The following is a 17,840-nucleotide window of genomic DNA, read 5'->3' as shown; positions in this document are numbered from 1 at the left end:
GCTAAGTAAATGATATAATATTTCTGGAGGTGTCCTGTGGAGAAGTTCTACGTCACTACGCCAATATACTACATCAACAGCGAACCGCATATTGGGTCTGCTTATTCGACAATAGTTGCAGATGTTATCGCAAGATATAGGAGACTCTCCGGATACGATGTGTTTTTCCTAACTGGAACCGATGAACATGGACAGAAGGTGCTTAACGAAGCCATAGAAAGAAATGTTGAAGCTCAGAAATACTGTGATGAGATGGCTGAAAAATTCAAGGCACTTTGGAAAGAACTTGAGCTTACAAACGACGGTTTTGTAAGAACGACTGATGAATACCACATGAAGACTGTTCAAACATTCGTCTCCAAGCTAAAGGAAAATGGCGACGTATATAAGGGGAAGTATGAGGGCTGGTATTGCATACCGGACGAAACTTTCTGGAACGAAGAGGACCTTAAGGAAGGAAGAACTTGCCCGGAATGTGGGCGAGAAGTTAAGTGGGTAAGCGAAGAAAACTACTTCTTCCGCCTTTCAAAGTATAACGATATTCTTCTGAGGTTTTACAAAGAGAATCCCCAGTTCGTTCAACCTGACTTCAGAAGAAACGAGATGCTCAGGATTCTGGAATCCGGATTGAAAGACTTGAGTATTACCAGGACTTCATTTGACTGGGGCGTTCCAATGCCAGATGATCCAGAACATGTCATATATGTTTGGGTTGACGCGCTGATAAACTACTTGAGCGCCATTGGGTACCCTCACAACATTGATCATTTCGAAAGATACTGGCCTGCCGATGTTCATCTGATAGGCAAGGAGATAAATCGTTTTCATTCGATAATTTGGCCCGCCATGCTTCTCTCTGCGGGTCTTCCTCTGCCAAAACAGATCTATGCCCATGGATGGTTGACCGTGAATGGCCAGAAAATTTCAAAGTCACTCGGAAATGCAATCAGCCCTTTGGCCTTCGTTAGAACCTACGGCAACGATGCTTTGAGGTACTACCTCCTAAGGGACATACAGTTTGGGAGAGACGGTGACTTCTCTGAAACCAACTTGATTAGCAGAATCAATGCCGATCTTGCGAATGATCTCGGTAACCTTCTGCATCGAACTGTCGTCATGATTCAGAAATTCAACGATGGTGCTGTTCCTGAAAGGAGCATCACAGAAACGATAGACGAAGACCTTATGGAGCTTGGGGAGAAGACATTCTCTGCCTACACTGAGTCGATGGATAATATGAGGTTCACCCAGGCTCTTGAATCAGTTTGGGAGCTAATCAGATTCGGCAACAAATATATCGATCTTACTGAGCCCTGGAAAATGGGAAAAAAACCGGAAATGAAGGGCAGACTAGATACGGTTCTGCACAATCTTGTCTGCACTTTGAAAAATGTTTCCATAATGATTGAGCCTGTAATGTTTAGAACAGCGAGAGAGATTCGAAAGAGGTTAGGTTTTGGTGGAACCATGACTCTTGAAAACGTTAGCTGGTCGGATATAGTGGCAGGAAAGAGAGTTAGTCACGGAGAGCCGATTTTTCCTAGAATCGAAATCGAAAAGCACAGGAAGGTGACTGAGATGGAAAACAAGGAGACGGGCCCGGAGATCAAAGACAATCTTCTAATAAGCATTGATGACTTCTCAAAAGTCGAATTGAGAGTCGCATCTGTAACTGAAGCCGAAATCGTCCCAAAATCGAGAAAACTCGTAAGATTACAACTCGACCTGGGTGATCTAGGAAAGCGACAGGTAGTAGCTGGAATTGCTCAGTTCTATAACCCTGAAGAACTTGTCGGTCTTAAAGTTGTCATCGTTGCGAATCTTCAACCGGCGAAACTTATGGGAATTGAATCAAACGGCATGATCCTGGCTGCAAAGATCGGTGATTCTCTCTCACTGCTCACGGTACACAAGGATGTGCAACCAGGCGCGAAAGTTTCTTGACAACCAAGGAGGAAAACGTCTTTGCCCGAAGAGATAATACACAAGAATATAGATGATGAACTGATTAATTCATATATGCTCTACTCGATGAGCGTCATTGTGGGAAGGGCCATTCCAGATTTGCGTGACGGTCTAAAACCTGTACAACGCAGAATACTATTTGGAATGTCGGAGCTAGGTCTTCATCATAACCAAGGGTTCAAGAAAAGCGCTCGAATAGTTGGTGAGGTCATGGGAAAGTTTCATCCACACGGCGATGCTGCGATATACGACGCGCTTGTCAGAATGGCTCAACCCTTCTCAATGCGCTATCCTCTCGTTGAAGGCCAGGGTAACTTTGGTTCGATAGACAGGGATCCGCCTGCGGCAATGAGGTATACCGAGGCGAGAATGGAAACGCTTGCCGAGGAATTACTACAAGATATCGATAAGAACACTGTTCCCATGATGCCCAATTTCGACGGATCGCTATCGGAACCTGACGTACTTCCTACAAAGATTCCCAACCTCCTTCTCAATGGCACATCCGGGATTGCAGTGGGTATGATGACCAGTATTCCACCCCACAATCTTGTGGAAATTGTCGATGCTATCAGTTTGTTGATAGAAGATCCCGAATGTTCTGTATCGGATTTACTGAGACACATAAAGGGCCCGGACTTTCCCACTGGCGGTATGATTATGGATGCCGCTTCCATTCCCTCAATCTATCAAGAAGGGAAGGGAAGGATAACCGTCAGGGCAATCGCAGAGATTGAGGAATCGGGAGGAAGCTCACAAATAGTTGTCAATGAAATACCCTACAATACATCGAAGGCGGATATTATAGAACAGATTGTGAATGCAACTCAGAACCATCGTGATCTGCAAATCAGAAATATCAGGGATGAATCGGATCAAAAAGGGCTCAGAGTGGTCATTGAATTTAAACGTGGAGCAGATCCAAATGTAGTTCTAAATCTGCTTTTTAAACACACGCAGTTACAAACAACCTTTAGCGTCAATATGCTGGTTATAGACGAAAAAAAGCGACCGAGAGTAATGAACTTAAAACAGATCCTTCAGGGATTTCTTTCCCACAGGTTCAACGTAATCAGATCGAAAACGGAGTACGATTTAGAACAAGCATCGAAGAGAGCACATATCGTTGAGGGATTGACAAAGGCCACGAGATCGATAGATACTGTTGTGGATATAATAAGAAATTCCGCCAATAGCGAAGAGGCTTCCAAAAACCTTATGGAGACACTGGAAGTCACTCAGGAGCAGAGCTCGGCGATTCTCGATATGAGAATGGGAAAGCTTACAGGAATGGAAATTGAAAAGCTGCTCAACGAGTACAAAGACCTTGTTGCAAAAATAAACGAGTACAGAATGATTCTCGCAAGCGATGAGAAGGTTTATGGGATAATTCTCGATGAATTGAATGAAATAAAAGCGAAGTACGGAGATGCAAGGCGTACAAGGATTGATTTGGGAAATGGAACTGATTTCAATATAGAAGATGTGATACCGGACGAGGATATAGTCCTGATGGTTACGAAGAAGGGCTACATAAAATCGACTCCTCTTGAAAGCTACAGAAAACAGGGTAGAGGCGGCAAGGGCGTGATAGGAGTAAGAACCGGAGACGAAGACTTCGTTGTCAATATACTTACCACCACTAGACTCAGCAAAACGGTCATAATAACATCAAAAGGAAAGGCCTATGTGTTGAGCAATCACATCATCGACCACTCGTCTAGAGATTCTAAGGGAAAGCTTCTTGCAAACTACATCAAGATCGATCCAGATGAAAACGTGCAAGCCGTTCTTTCGACGAGAAAGGAAGAAGTTCAAGGAAAGCACCTTGTCATCACGACAAGATCAGGGAAGATAAAAAAGACTGAGTTCGAAGCATTTTTGAATGTACGAATCTCCGGCATAAAGGCTATTAGCCTAAACGAGGGTGACAGAGTTATCGATGCATCGCTTACATCTAGAGAAGATGACACCATAATCATCTCAACAAAGAACGGAATGGTAATAAGATTCCCGCTGGATCAGGTACGTTCCATGGGAAGAAGCGCAGCAGGAGTTATGGGAATCAGGCTGAAGAAGAACGATGAAGTTGTTGGCGCCAATATCGTTGCTTCCGAAGATACGAGATTCCTACTCACAGCCACCGAAAAAGGTGGTGGGAAAAGGACCTGCCTATCTGAGTACAGGAGTCAGAATCGTGGAGGTTTAGGAGTGAAAAACATTTACGGGCTGGAGAAGATCGGGAAAGTTATTGGAACGCTAGTGGTTAACAGTGACGATGAAGTTATACTTGCTACTAAGTTGGGTATGTCTATCAGAATCCCCGTATCTCAGGTAAGGCCCACTGGCAGAGTAACAAAGGGAGTTAGAATAGTTGATCTGAAGGATAACGATATTGCTGCATCGATGGCGGTTGTTGTTGACTAAAAATCCCAGCCAAACATAGGGGGTGTCATGAATTGACTCTGACGGAGAAACAAAAGAAGATTCTTGAGTACATCGAGAACTTCATTAAGCTCTATGGTTACCCGCCAAGCATAAGGGATATCTGCAGGGATTTCGAGATATCCTCTCCAAGGGGGGTGGCGAAACATCTCGAGTCTCTTGAAAAAAAGGGTTACATCGAAAGGACCGGCGTTTCTCGAGGAATTCGAGTCTTGAGAAGCCCAGATGGTTCGTCGCTTGAACCCGGTGAAGATGTTGTGATGCTCCCAGTTATTGGCAATGTTGCGGCAGGTGAAGCTATTCAAGCGGTTCAAACTGAAGACGAGAAGATTCCCGTGCCGCTTTGGATGATCAGGAGGGGATTCGAATATTATATGCTCAAGGTAACTGGTAACAGCATGATTGAATCTCACATAGTCAACGGGGATTTCGTTATCATAAGGAAGCAGGAGTGGGCGAACAACGGTGAAATAGTGGTAGCACTGATAGATGATGAATACGCCACTCTGAAGAAGTACGAAAACGAAGGGCCGAAAATCCGGCTCGTTCCCTCAAATCCAGAAATGCTTCCAATTGTCGTTGAAGCTAACAGAGTTAAGATACAAGGCAGACTTTCCGGAGTGCTGCGTTGGTATAAATAGTAGAATGCTTTTTCAAGGAGTTGAAACATGAAGATTGCAATTGGTTCCGATCATGCGGCTTATGAGCTCAAATCTTTTCTCGTGCAATATGTCGAGAGTAAGGGTCATTCAGTAATTGATCATGGTCCAGAATCGGGGAGTCTTTCGGTAGACTATCCTGATTTTGCAGACAAGGTTTGTAAATCAGTAACTGACAATGATGCCGATTATGGTATTCTGCTTTGCGGAACTGGAATTGGAATGTCCATAGCGGCCAACAAGCACAGAGGCATTCGTGCTGCTCTCTGCCTTTTCCCCGAGATGGCGGCTCTTTCCAGGAGACATAATCATGCAAACGTTCTAGTGCTTGGAGGACGGCTGATCGGAAGTGAGCTGGCGGGCTGGATAGTCGATGCTTTTCTTGATTCGTCTGAAGAAGGTGGTAGGCACCAAACCAGAGTTGACAAACTCGAAACGGATACTTTCGGGAACCGGGTGAATGAGCCTTGATAGTTTTCTACGACAGAAGGCATCTCTTCCATCTCCCGATGAAGGAGCTTGATAACGGTAACTGGATTGAAAACCCGGACAGACCAGAAAGAATCGAATCTATCCGTAGTGCTCTAGAATCTGCCGGGTTTCAAATAAAAGAACCAAGAGATTACCACTGTTCCCATCTTTTTCAGGTTCATACGCCAGAATACGTAGAATGGCTCAAGGCGAAAAGTAATTCGGTTTCCAGAGACAGAGAATATTTTCCAGAGGTTTTCGGCTACGATAAGCTCTTCGATACTGGTACACCGGTCACTTCGGGATGCTATGTGAGTGCTCTCGCATCAGTGTCAACAGCGCTGAATGCAGTTGACTCTATTCTTGAAAGCGAACCCGTTTCCTATGCCTTATGCAGGCCACCAGGACATCATGCAGGCAAATCGACTGGTGGAGGTTACTGCTACTTCAACAACGCAGCAATAGCAGCCAAGTACTACCAGAAACACACCAGGGGTTATGTAGCAATTCTCGATTTAGACTTTCACCATGGGAACGGTACTCAAGAGATCTTCTACTACGATGATACTGTTTTCTATGTCTCTATACATGGTGATCCTAAGAATTTCTATCCCTGGATTACCGGGAACTCCTGGGAGATAGGTTCTGACACAGGAGAGGGATTTAACATGAATTTTCCTCTTGCCGGAGGTATAGAAGGCCCAGAGTACATGAGAACTCTGTCGAAGGCTCTGCAAGAGATCGAAGACTTTTCTCCTGATCTCATGATCATCTCCCTGGGTACAGACGGTCACAAAGATGATGGCATAGGCCATTTCAATCTCAGCAGCGAGGATTATTCAATGATGGGAAAGTTGATCGGGGAAATAGAAGTTCAGAAGCTTATAGTTCAAGAAGGCGGATATAATCCCAATGCCAATTCTGCCTCCGTTTTGAACTTCCTTACGTCAATCAGATGAAAATCTAAAGAAAGCGCGGGCAAGCCGCGCTTTCTTTATTTCATCAAAATGCTGCTCCAAAGCCAAAGAACGGCGTCCCATAATACGGTTCCCCTGCTCCAGAGTTTTGCTCAGCAAGAAAAGTGTTGTAACCGTAGCCAAGTCGGACCAAACCTATCATCGGTATCGATATGTCTATGCACAGGCCAAAGTCAGCAAGGAAATTCCCTCCTATTAAGTCTCCGCCTGGTGTCTTTCTATAGAAAAGCAAGTCTCCAAATCCCACAATATCTAAGGGTATTGAAGAGGCCTCAGGTGTTAGGGGATACCTTAACTGCGCAGAGCCTACGGTAACTCCGTACGCGTTCTGGCCTATACTTTGCGAACCTCTGACTCGAACAAATGTGTCCGGAGTCAACAAATAACTTCTGAAAACACCGTTTGGCGAAAGCGGGAATAGCTGCTGAGTTCTCACTCTGAAACCAAGTACCGGGTCCCCTATCGACATGAAGTTTCTGTACTCCGCATAACCCGAAATAAATGGCTCGTTATCCTTTCCAAATAAACCTCTGACTGTCAGTCCGGCTAGGTACTCACTTCCCATAGTAGGCCTGTAAAGATCGTCTCGGGTAGACAGCTCATAGCTCAATCCAGTGAAGATACCATCAAAATTTTCTGAGAGACTACCCGTGTCGACTTCCGTAGCAGTTTTAGTTTCCGTTGAGACCTGGCTTTCAGACATTATGTATTCGTAACCGGCGGTAAAACCGACTTTCTGGCCAGGGGAAATATTATAAATGGGAGTCAAAGAGAACAAGAACTCCGTTTCCTGGGAGGATTTCGTGACTATAGTGTCAGTCGAATCATTTGTTGTCGTGAATCCTGAGAATTTAAACTTGAATGCCGTATCGAGATCAAGTTTTGTTCCTCCTACCTTTGGGATAGAATAGCCTATAGTTGCATCAAAGGCTGGCCTTCTTGTCGTAGTCTCTGTAGCTCCGTCAGTCACGATAACTTCCTTATTGTTCGGCATGGGAAGCGTAACACTGAGTGTCGTTGAGATGTTCTGCCCGTAGCCCCAAACATTGAGAAGTCCGAGATCGAGATACAGATTCAACCCATTCTGCCAGCCTCCTCCTCCGCCGATCTTATTATTCTTATCAGTCTCCTGAAGCGTAATGCTTACGTCGAGCGCATCCTCACCAACAGGAACAGGAGCGATATCAACTTTTGAAAAGTAGCCGGTATTGTTCAAGAAAGCGTATGTATTTCTAAGCTCATCAAGCGACAATACATTGCCTTTCTGAATGACTATCTTGTCGACTATCAAATAATCCTGTGTCTTCTTAGGACCGTCAAATTCAACGGTTATGTCTCTTACTAAAGGCTCCGTAATCTTGATACTGAAGAAGCCGATCTTCTCATCAATAACTGGTTCTATCCTGATAAAAGGATACCCTCTCTCAGTATATAAGTCCTGAACTGCTTGAATAGATCTCATCGCTACCTCGTTGTCAACTCTTTGACCTTCCGTGAGTCCCGTCTCTCTTAGGATTTCACCTTTCTGTAGATTGACGTTTCCCTCTATGAAAACGCTTCTGAGATCGAACTCTTCTTTCACATATTCAACCGGCGCAAAAGCAATGCTCATTGATAACGCTCTGCTTTCTTTAACTTCCTCAGGAAGTGTTACCTGTCTTGCGTTTCTCAACGCGTTATTCAACGTAAGAATCATTGCCTGATAAGTCTCGTCATCAAATCCCCATTGACCGCTGGAATTCGCATAATATGTGCTGTAGACTGTCTGAACCATCATATTTATGTCGTCTAGCTTGGGCACGTACTTCTTCTTAGAATTTATCCATCTAACCAAAAATGATGTGTCATAGTACTTCTTCAGGCAATCAATCTGCAATTTGCTCGACAGAAATGCCTTGGACTCATCGGATAGGGGTGCTTCAATCGATACTTCCCACAGAAAGGATACTTTGACTGTAAATGTCACTTTTACTCTATCTTTTATGTTGCCAGAAAAAACGTCTTCTCTGCTTTTATCGGTTTCCCACTCTACCTCAACAAAAGGTTCAATGTAGCCGTTTTCTACGAGTTTGCTCATCATAGCTTCCTGAGTGAGGGGAATATCATAGATCAGTGTCGAGGGATCCGCCGGTTTACCGCTCTCTATCACTGAAACCGATTCAAGAACGTCAGGTTCAACGATTTTTGGACCGTCAAAAACAACTTCAACATCGACAACAGGATATTCCACAACCTGAATCTTCAAAAGACCGGAAGATTCATCAAAACTATAGTAAACATCTGAAAAGTAACCGCTGTTTCTAACTCTTTCCAGTGCCTCACTCAGTTCTGAATCGCTAATCTCTTTTCCCCGCTGAATATCAAGTATCTCAAGCACCTCTCCATCCGAGATCACTCTGTTGTCAAGAACGGTAATTCTCGAAGGAACAATAACTGCAAAAACAGATCCTGAGACCAGGACCAACACAAGAATCAAGAACAATCGTCTAACGGACATCTGACAAACCTCCCAGGGATATTTCTGCCTCTTGAAGAATGGTCAAGACCATCTTCATTTTGACTGGTGAAGTGAAGCAGTCGTTCCCGAAAGCTTCTCGAAACTGCGACGACGAAAATGCATACCCCTCGTCATCCAGTAACCTCTCTATAGACCAGTCTACACGGCCACTCAATGTAATAACAACAAATAGAGTCGAAGGGACATCTCCTACAGGCTGACAATCTATACTCGAGAGCAAGAACCTCGCACTCACTTCAGTTCCAGATCCTTCGACCGAACGAATCCTGAATTCCCCACCGGTGGACTCCGCAGCAAACTTAAGCATAGGAAGCCCCAATCCGAATTTCACTTTCTTTCTCTTTTCAGTATAGAAGGGATCTAAAACGGATTCAAGTGATTCACTCGAAATTCCTTTTCCCCTGTCAACAACCGAAAAGTAAAAACTCTCTTCTCTCTTCTCGACGATTCTCAATGTAGCTTCTTCCGTTCTAGAGTCGACTGCGTTCTGAGCGATATCAATAATGTGGTCACATATGGTCCTCAATCCCATATTATTCTCAGCGACCTTCCATTTGAATAGAGAGCGCTTCTAAACTCCTCGAAGCTTCTTGCCTTTGACTCAATCGAAACGGTGGGGGTGATCATACTTAAACTGTGTGCATCACTTGAATGAATGATGTTCTCCACAGGAAGTCCCTTTTCAAGGGTTCTCTTGAACGAAATCTCCATCGGTACTTCCCTGCAGGTCTCAGGTATGAAACCTAGCTGAGTCAAAAGTCCCATCTTTCTTTCAATGTGAGCCATTACAGAGACCCCGCCATACTCCTCTACGGTTGACAGAGTTTGCGAAATGCTCAAGAGAGCTGGTTGACCTAGCCAGATCTCTTCAAATCCAGTGAAGGTATCATCTTCATCAACGATTAACTGATAGCCTGAGATCTCTGGATCAACTGATAATCGCGAGAACTTTTCCCCTTTCAGCCACTCAGAGTAATCCTCAGCTATCTCAACCTCGGGAAAATAAGCGAGTATATGAACATCTTCCAAAGTGTGTACTTCTATGCCAGGTATCACAACAACACCAAACCTGTTTAGTACTTTACTGAAAACCCTGACATTCCTCGCACTATTGTGATCGGTTATTGCAATCCAATCTATTCCCTTTGAAACGCATGTTAAAGCTATTGCATTGGGAGTCATTGTGATATCTGCGCAGGGGGAAAGACAACTGTGAATATGGAAGTCACAAAGAAACGACAAAGCCCTCTAGCCTCTCAGTCCACTCTTGATAAGCTTGAGCGCAGTATCGAAGGTAGTATAATCGCTTTCAAGAAGGACAATACCAGTTTCTTCTGCCTTTCTTACAGTTGATTCCTCGAAGTGAAGACCGTTACACAACACGATCGCTCGCACTCCAACTATGGAGGCCACCGCAAGTATATTTACATGAGACTGAACGGTTAACCAGATTGAATTTGAGGGGGCATTACCCATCACATCGCTAAGTAAATCACCAATATATGCATCGGAAATTTCAATGTCTAAAGGCAGGGTAGTAATTACTCTCATTCCACACTTCTCAATCAGATCGTTCAGTTTCATTTTATTTCCTCCCATTCCGATAGAAATGCATTTCCAAGACGACTCCCTTTCCGGCTTCGGATACAACAACCATTTTGTCGGAATACCTTCTCATGTTTGAAAGACCCATTCCCGCCCCAAATCCCAGTTCCCTGACATGGTCTGAAGCGGTGGAAAACCCTTCCTTCATTGCTTGTTCCACGTTCTCTATGCCTCTTCCATAATCCTCCACTCTCACTCTGGTTACGTTTTCATCGTACCAGGCGAAAATGTAACCTTCACTTCCACTGTGAATAACTACGTTGACTTCAGCTTCGTAACAGGCAATAGAAACTCTTCTTATTAGCCTGTCATCATCCGTTAGAGTTTTAAGAAAACTCTTGAGTTTTGCAGATCCAACTCCCGCAGTATCGATATCTGTGTAATCAATATGATAAACAAAATCGGCACTAGTCTTCTCAACATAATCTCCCGTGATTAGGGACTTGTCAAACCAGTCAACGCTCTGTTCCAAGACCTCTTTTCGTCGTTTATCATGAACATAAATCAATCTAAATTTGTCAAGAATAGCACTAATTATGTCCTTCTTGGAGATAATCCCTACAAGTCTTCCGTCGGAATCAACAACCGGAAATCTGCCATACCGATATCTGTTGAACATTTCTATTACCGACTCAAGTTTCATCTCCGGAGAGAAAGTGACTATATTCCGTGTCATGTGTTTTTCGATCGGATCAGTGATGTAGTTCCCCTCCAGAGCAACAATGATGTCTTCTATACTTACTATCCCTTCGAGCTGATTGTTACCGTCGGTAACGGGAATACCGGATATCTTGCAAATCCTCATCAGCTCTTTCGCCTGCCACATTGTTCTATCCTTGGTCAATGTTACAACACTCTTTATCATTATGTCCTTAGCTGTGATATCTGCGAATAACCCCCTTAGTTTATCTAGAAGGTCGTCAACATTTCTTTCAGTCAAAGTGTTTCCCTTCCTCAAGAGAATCTCCCAAGTTCTCATTGAAGAGAATTCCGCAGGCTCTATACATTGACATTCTCGCGTGAACTAGTGGCATATCCAGCTCTTTTGCCAACTCTATAGTTGTCTCCGGCACATTTCTCTTTCTAATTATGACAACGGCTGTTGCACCGACTACAGAAGCCGTCCTGACACACTGTGGGGAGTTGAGTCCAGTTACTAAAATCATTCCGGGACCTCCGAAAGCCAGCACGTCGCTCATCAAATCGGCAGCACCTACCGACTCTACTTCAGGATCTCCATCACCGCAGTACAGTATTTCACACCCGAGAATCTCGATGATTCGTGATAGAGTCATCATCACTGAGCCTCCCTGTTGAGAAGATCGCCTGTGTAGCTATGCCGAATGAAAGCATCAAATGTTACTGGACAGCCAGTTTTAAAGATCTCGGCTATGGCGATGGCATACTCCTGAATTTCTGCTTGAGCATGTGAATCGGCCCTTTGATTAAGAAAATTCATAACTGATCTGGCGTTTACTGTCCAGTAAGCCTCAGTGTACATTGAGGTCGGCAGAACTATTCTTGCCATCTCTTTGGCTACTCCCATTTCAATTAACCTTTTATATGCTGCATATGCGTTTTCATAGGCTTCACTGATAATCGATATTGCTCTTTCGTTCATTTCCTTGTCTTTGCAGACAATCGATCCTTGTCTGTTGTCTTTGTCAGGTATTCTGATGACGCTAGGTAAATACCACTCTTCGGAAAACTCAGTGTATCTTCCACTGCGTTCATTAATAGACGCAATTCTGTGTCTTACCAGTTGCCTCATTACAAATATGGGAAGCTTCAGGTGAAACTTGAAAATGATGTGTTCAAAGGGAGATTGGTGACCGTTTTTCATCAGATAATCTATAAGCCGATCATCTCTCTCCTTATTTGTCAGACCCTTGCCATAGCTTGTCCTTGCAGCTTGAACTGCAGAATAGTCATCACCCATCTTATCTACCAGCTCTACAAATCCTCTATCCAGAACATCAATCTTCATTGTTTCCTCCGTCTTCTTTCATTGCCTTCCTTTCTTGTGAAGTCTTTCTCTTTTTACTAAAGTATTCTAACAGAAAGAGCCCAACAACAACTATCGCGGCAAGCGGAACTATTGTAACAAGCGCGAGCTCGAAAATCGCTCTTCTTCTTAGCTCCTTCAATGCCGAACTCACTTCATCGTCAAAACTCTCGTATCCGCTCAGCTGCAGATAGAACCTAGCGAGATCATAGTAGTCTCGATCTTTCGTCAGATAGTATGCCATTCCAAGATTCCTGACTGCCATTGAGTTCTCCGGCCAAAATCTCAAAGAATCTTGATAGTTCTTTACCGCCTCTTCAAAATCACCGTTTCCAAGGTAATAATTTCCAACGACCATTGAGGCATTTGAGGCGAACCTAGGTGGGATTCGGTGCAAGTCTATGGAATTTAGGATTTCCAGAGCGTCAAAGGATTCACCCATTTTCATGTAAGCCATAGCCGCATAATACATCGAAACAGGTTCACCTGTACCCAATCGAGAATAATCTTCAAGCACAAGCTCTTCGAGCCCCGAAACGAACTCACTTTCAATTAGATCATCTCCGAGCAAGTCTTGAAGACCTTCGGAAAATATTCTTTCTCTTATCTCCATAAGCCTATCTTTATCAATCGAACTGCCACTTGAGTATACTTCCAGAAGAGCTTTATAGGGGAAATACTGATTAGGTAATAACTCAATCAACTCATACGCAGTTTTTACAATCTCTTCTGATGATCTTGGATCTCTCGTGTCCACCCAGTCATAGAAGAAAGCCCTCAAAGAAATCGCCTTTATTAGATTATCGCTGTTTTGAGTAGAATAGAGCATATTCAAAGCCGACACTGTAGATACGGAAACCAGTTCATTGACAATCTTAATCCCTTCCTCAATCTCGGATGGAAGGGCTTTATCCTTCAGTTCCTCGTAGAGGTTTGAGAACCAGACCTTGTAGTTGGGCTGAATTGTCTCCCTGTATTTCAGACCAACCGCGATTGCTAGAATGGCTTTCGTTTCGACACTTTGAGTCTCCAGCGACTGTAGTTCAATCAGATACTCTTTGGACAGAAGGAGCTCGGCATTGTCAAGCGCAAAAATCAAAGACACAGACACTAGAAAGATCGCGACGGCAAATGCTGACTTCATGGAATCTCACTCCAAAATTCGCCAAGAGTGATTGCGAGAAATGGTTTAGCTGATTCTATAACGTCGTCAATTACTAGATAAAGACTTGGTTTCTCTTCAATCGTTACGCAAACCCCAGTACCAGAAAAACGACTGGTCTCCCTGACCGAGAAATACTCCCAGTCAAATCTTTTGACACTCTCGTAGTGACCAGGCATCAATGAGGGGTTCACAGCCTTCGAAGCCTTTTCTATATGGAGCTCCCTCCCTCTGTCCCAATCGTAAAGTCTGTAAGTAACATCGCTGTTCTGCTGAATCTCTATTAACTCCGAACCCGGACCTATCGCATGAACAATTCCTGCAGGCAATGTAAGAAGATCTCCACGCTTCAGGAGGATGTGATTAAGATCGTCTTCCCTTACGCTGTCAACGGGTTTGGTTTTATTCTTCATTCCAGCAAGAACCTGCCCTTCGTTTAAGAAATACCAGCATTCACTCTTTCCCCAGGGCTCTCCTTCATAGAGACGGGCAAACTTGTCATCAGGATGAACTTGAACTGAGAGCCATTCGTTGGCGCAGATGTGTTTCACCATGATTGGGAATCTTGGCAAAGATCTTCCCGATAACTTGTCTATAACTTCGTTCGGTGATAGTCTTGTTGATCCCGATTCAAGCCATGTTCTCATTCCTTCAATATCTGAAAGAAGCCATACTTCTCCAATTGGCTCCTCCGAATCAACTCCGTATATTCTATTTAGCTTCCGGTCACCCCAGGGCCTCGGTGAAAAGACAGGGCAACTTCTAAGTATCATCAGATGATCACCTCCAGGAAACGTTGAATTTTTTCCTGAGCAACAACCACTTTTTTTCTATTCTTCTCTCTCCTGTTTTTCATTCTGATTTCCGGCAGTAAACCGAAATTCGCATATACTGGTTTCAGAGGACTCCGACCCGATACCGTAATGTGGTTTATCAATCCTCCTATCATAGTTCCCACTGGAGGAATCACAGTCTGTTTACCTCTAACATATCGATCAGCATTGATCGCGGCGAGTCTTCCAGAGACTATCGCTTCAACATAACCTTCGAGACCACTTATTTGCCCAGCAAAGAACAATCCCTTGTGATTCCTGGATTGCAAATCGGGATTCAGAAGCCTTGGCGAGTCCAAAAAGGTGTTTCGGTGCATTACTCCGTACCTAATTATGTCAACATTTCTCAAAGCAGGTATTAGCGAAAGAATTCTCTTCTGTTCCCGCCATTTGAGTCTTGTCTGAAAGCCAACTATTCCCAACAGCGAACCCGACAAGTTCTCCTTTCTAAGCTGTACAACTGCGTACGGCTCCTTCCCGGTAATCGGGTCAATCAGTCCCACAGGCTTCATCGGTCCGAAGCGAAGGGCATCAATTCCACTACGAGCTATCTCTTCAAAAGGCTGGCACCGTTCAAATAGAAAGCGATCCGAGAAGTTCTCGACCTCTAACACTTCTGCATGCACCAGTTCATTCCAGAAAAGCTCGTACTCCTCCCTGGAAAGCGAGCAGTTCACGTAGTCGCCATTGTCGGAGTATCTATCAGCTATAAATGCTCTTTCAAGATCAACTGAATCTGCAGCTACTATTGGTGCAACTGCATCAAAGAAAAACAGGGCACCTCCGAAGAGTTCACCGAGGAAGGCTTCAAAACAGCCAGAAGTCAACGGACCGGTACACACAACATTCACTGCTCCATCGAAATCAAGTGAGCACACCTCTTCTCTTCTGACATTTATCAGTGGATGCGTCTCCAACTTCATTGAAACCTCTTCAGAAAACGCCTTACGGTCAACGGCAAGGGCTTTACCGGCTGGCACTCTGTTATGATAGGCAATTTCAAGGAGCCTGGATCCTAGTCTCAAACCCTCTTCTTTCAGCAAACCGGAAGCGTTATCCAGCGACTCAGACTTAAAGGAGTTGCTGCAAACGAGTTCTGCAAAGTCACCACTTTGATGGACATCGGTTTTCACATTTGGTCTCATCTCAAACAGGTTAACTTCCTGCCCAAAATCGGCGAGACTGAGTGCGGCTTCAGATCCGGCAAGTCCTCCACCAATAATGTTGATAATCAATTCAGAATTCTCCCCAACTTGTGAGTTCTGTAATATCTAAACAGTGCTTCCTGATAGTATCCACCGTAAGGAAAAAAAGAGTTCATTCCAAACTGCATGATCTTCTTTGTCGAGCCTTCAATACCATATATGTCCTTCATGACTCTGCTGATCCAAATATCAACGGGGAATGCGTTAAGTTCGCCGTAAGCAAATAAGACAACGCAACTTCCCACTTTGTAGCCTATACCATCATGCCTTATAAGCTCTTCCAGCTTTTCTTCAACAGTCAGTGGTATGAGCTGCGAAAAATAAGACTCCTGATCAATTCTTGAGAAAAGTTTCATTAGCCATGGCACTCTGAACCCAATTTTGAGATTAGTCAGCAATTCTTCCGAAATAAGCTTTGCTTGACCTAGAGAAGGGAACTTGTAAAACGTCTCTCCACAGAAGTCGACCCTGTTCTCGGGGAACGCGGCAGACAGACTATCGCTCATCCAGCGGATCATCGGGATGCTATTTCTAGTTGAAAGAATGTATTCTACTATCATTTCGAATGGGTCCTGTCTGAGTATGCGAAGACCACTGGCTTCAGATAATGCCCTTTCCGAAATGTCTCTGGCACTCCTGTTGAATCTACTAAGCCTTCTCCTGAGAGTCGAATGAATTTCGTCAAGATCGTCTTCAAGACCAAGATAGTGAATTATACCCGTAGAAATGTCCATTCCAAGAAGAGAACTGGAAGATGACTTTACCGTGATCTCGTTCAGACTTTCCTTCATAAAGAGGACAGTATCTCGGACTACACCCTTCCACCATTCCCCATCTTTAACCCATCTAAATGTTTGGCCACAATCCAGTGTTGAATCCAGATCTATGGGCTTTTCAGGTCTGAAAGAGAATTCAATCATAGTTCTACCTCATAAGACTCTACAATCGTTTTCAAGAGCCTGTAAGAATTGTCCTCAAGAAACTCTCCGACTACTATTAGATAGCACTTTTCTCTGAGATTATCCATGTGCAAAGCAGTAATCTGAACCCCTTCAACCACTGTAGAGCTTCTTGAACCGGTCGCTCTTGATAGTGCAAGAATCAATGAAGGAATTTCAAAGTCAATATCCCCATCATAAGGGATCCCATTTTCGTCTACCAAACGAAAGGTCATTCCACACTCTTCGCCCAGTTCTTTTATTCTTTTAGCTAAGGCAATCATTGATCCTTCTCCTTAAGTATCCTGCAATTGTAGGTACCTGTCTTCAGCCATCTTTTGTTCTTCAGCTCGGCGTCTTCTAAATCGTCAAATAGAGTTGCTGGCTTTATGATTCCAATCAGTTTTTTCAGCTCGGAAATATCGTTTACAGGAATTTCGCTTCGAAGAACAACCTCTCCTCTGAATCTCCAAAGGTCGACCAAATCGCCAAAGTCTCGCTCGAGCCTCTCTCTGTCCCTAGCGTCTCTTATCTCTCTCTCTTTCTTTTTCTCGCTCAGACTGGCTTGACAACCGCAGTAGTCTTGTTTGTAAATGCCCCTGATCAAGGTATTCAGTTTCCCTCTGTCCACTCTGAAATTCCCGGAGATGAACTCAATACTTAGATCATTCGCAATCTTATCCCCGATAAGGGTTATGAGCTTAACAGACTTCCTGGGGCTCGCTAAAAGAGTAGTGCTAAAACTCTCAGCGCCAATTGACTTGGCCATTTCCGCAGTTTTCTTAAGCCTCAGCTCGATACATTTAGAGCACCTAATTCCACCTTCCTTCTCATCAACATAAGAATCGAGAATTTTCGAAAAGTCTTCTGGGTGGTAACTTGGCTCGGGACACACAACTGACAAACTCTCACAGACCTCTTTAAAAGCTTTATATCTTCTGAAAAACTCCTCTTCAGGAAATATGTTCGGGTTGTAGAAGAAAAGCTTTGAGTCTCTGAGCTCTTCCATCTTAAAAACTGTGCTTACCAGATCCGGCGCACAACAGACATGTAGCAC

18 protein-coding genes are annotated in these 17,840 nt (G+C 44.0%); 5 read left to right on the top strand and 13 right to left on the bottom strand.

Features of this window, described 5'->3' with window-relative positions; genetic code table 11:
• Positions 1-36 precede the first annotated feature (36 nt).
• From metG to V513_RS05205, 5 genes are read left to right on the top strand one after another with little or no spacing between them, the layout of a single operon-like run.
• Complete coding sequence (metG, locus tag V513_RS05225; RefSeq protein ID WP_099771941.1) at positions 37-1,944, top strand: methionine--tRNA ligase; 1,908 nt, start codon at positions 37-39, stop codon at positions 1,942-1,944.
• Positions 1,945-1,965: 21 nt separating this feature from the next.
• Entirely contained in the window at positions 1,966-4,392 is a 2,427-nt protein-coding gene (gene gyrA / locus V513_RS05220) for a DNA gyrase subunit A (RefSeq protein WP_099771940.1), read from the top strand.
• Positions 4,393-4,424: 32 nt separating this feature from the next.
• Positions 4,425-5,051, top strand: coding sequence for a transcriptional repressor LexA (lexA, locus tag V513_RS05215; protein ID WP_006492163.1), 627 nt, complete (start codon positions 4,425-4,427; stop codon positions 5,049-5,051).
• Positions 5,052-5,078: 27 nt separating this feature from the next.
• Positions 5,079-5,540 (top strand): ribose 5-phosphate isomerase B, encoded by a 462-nt coding sequence (gene rpiB, locus V513_RS05210; protein ID WP_099771939.1) that lies wholly within the window; start codon positions 5,079-5,081, stop codon positions 5,538-5,540.
• Entirely contained in the window at positions 5,537-6,499 is a 963-nt protein-coding gene (locus tag V513_RS05205; RefSeq protein WP_099771938.1) for a histone deacetylase family protein, read from the top strand. Before rpiB ends, V513_RS05205 begins: the two co-directional genes overlap by 4 nt.
• A 43-nt stretch (positions 6,500-6,542) precedes the next feature.
• Here the strand turns inward: V513_RS05205 and V513_RS05200 are convergent, their stop codons facing one another.
• Genes V513_RS05200 through V513_RS05140 form a run of 13 tightly spaced genes read right to left on the bottom strand, consistent with a single transcriptional unit; the run spans position 6,543 to position 17,840 of the window.
• The gene (locus V513_RS05200) at positions 6,543-9,014 is read right to left on the bottom strand and encodes a BamA/OMP85 family outer membrane protein (RefSeq protein WP_099771937.1); all 2,472 of its coding nucleotides are present in this window, start codon (positions 9,012-9,014) and stop codon (positions 6,543-6,545) included.
• On the bottom strand, positions 9,004-9,567 hold the full coding sequence (locus V513_RS05195) for an ATP-binding protein (RefSeq protein WP_099771936.1): 564 nt from the start codon (positions 9,565-9,567) through the stop codon (positions 9,004-9,006). The genes V513_RS05200 and V513_RS05195 overlap by 11 nt, the downstream gene beginning before the upstream one ends.
• Positions 9,558-10,277: a PHP domain-containing protein gene (locus V513_RS05190; protein WP_014730361.1), complete on the bottom strand. Its 720-nt coding sequence runs from the start codon at positions 10,275-10,277 to the stop codon at positions 9,558-9,560. The genes V513_RS05195 and V513_RS05190 overlap by 10 nt, the downstream gene beginning before the upstream one ends.
• Before the next feature lie 6 nt (positions 10,278-10,283).
• Entirely contained in the window at positions 10,284-10,619 is a 336-nt protein-coding gene (locus V513_RS05185; RefSeq protein WP_099771935.1) for an iron-sulfur binding hydrogenase, read from the bottom strand.
• A 1-nt stretch (position 10,620) separates the two neighbouring features.
• The gene (locus V513_RS05180; RefSeq protein WP_099771934.1) at positions 10,621-11,598 is read right to left on the bottom strand and encodes a CBS domain-containing protein; all 978 of its coding nucleotides are present in this window, start codon (positions 11,596-11,598) and stop codon (positions 10,621-10,623) included.
• Complete coding sequence (locus V513_RS05175; protein WP_014730358.1) at positions 11,573-11,938, bottom strand: hypothetical protein; 366 nt, start codon at positions 11,936-11,938, stop codon at positions 11,573-11,575. Before V513_RS05175 ends, V513_RS05180 begins: the two co-directional genes overlap by 26 nt.
• A complete protein-coding gene (gene thyX, locus V513_RS05170; protein ID WP_014730357.1) occupies positions 11,938-12,627 on the bottom strand; it encodes an FAD-dependent thymidylate synthase in 690 nt (229 codons plus the stop codon). Before thyX ends, V513_RS05175 begins: the two co-directional genes overlap by 1 nt.
• A complete protein-coding gene (locus V513_RS05165) occupies positions 12,617-13,789 on the bottom strand; it encodes a tetratricopeptide repeat protein (RefSeq protein WP_014730356.1) in 1,173 nt (390 codons plus the stop codon). The genes thyX and V513_RS05165 overlap by 11 nt, the downstream gene beginning before the upstream one ends.
• The gene (locus V513_RS05160; protein ID WP_014730355.1) at positions 13,786-14,580 is read right to left on the bottom strand and encodes a type I phosphomannose isomerase catalytic subunit; all 795 of its coding nucleotides are present in this window, start codon (positions 14,578-14,580) and stop codon (positions 13,786-13,788) included. Before V513_RS05160 ends, V513_RS05165 begins: the two co-directional genes overlap by 4 nt.
• Positions 14,580-15,875: a methylenetetrahydrofolate--tRNA-(uracil(54)-C(5))-methyltransferase (FADH(2)-oxidizing) TrmFO gene (trmFO, locus tag V513_RS05155; protein ID WP_014730354.1), complete on the bottom strand. Its 1,296-nt coding sequence runs from the start codon at positions 15,873-15,875 to the stop codon at positions 14,580-14,582. The genes V513_RS05160 and trmFO overlap by 1 nt, the downstream gene beginning before the upstream one ends.
• Positions 15,872-16,765: a DNA-3-methyladenine glycosylase family protein gene (locus V513_RS05150; protein WP_014730353.1), complete on the bottom strand. Its 894-nt coding sequence runs from the start codon at positions 16,763-16,765 to the stop codon at positions 15,872-15,874. The genes trmFO and V513_RS05150 overlap by 4 nt, the downstream gene beginning before the upstream one ends.
• Complete coding sequence (locus V513_RS05145; RefSeq protein WP_014730352.1) at positions 16,762-17,067, bottom strand: hypothetical protein; 306 nt, start codon at positions 17,065-17,067, stop codon at positions 16,762-16,764. Before V513_RS05145 ends, V513_RS05150 begins: the two co-directional genes overlap by 4 nt.
• Entirely contained in the window at positions 17,064-17,840 is a 777-nt protein-coding gene (locus V513_RS05140; protein ID WP_257211955.1) for an epoxyqueuosine reductase QueH, read from the bottom strand. The genes V513_RS05145 and V513_RS05140 overlap by 4 nt, the downstream gene beginning before the upstream one ends.

It is taken from the genome of Mesotoga sp. H07.pep.5.3, from assembly GCF_002752615.1.
GTDB lineage: Bacteria > Thermotogota > Thermotogae > Petrotogales > Kosmotogaceae > Mesotoga > Mesotoga prima.
This window is presented reverse-complemented; position numbering and strand designations above follow the sequence as displayed.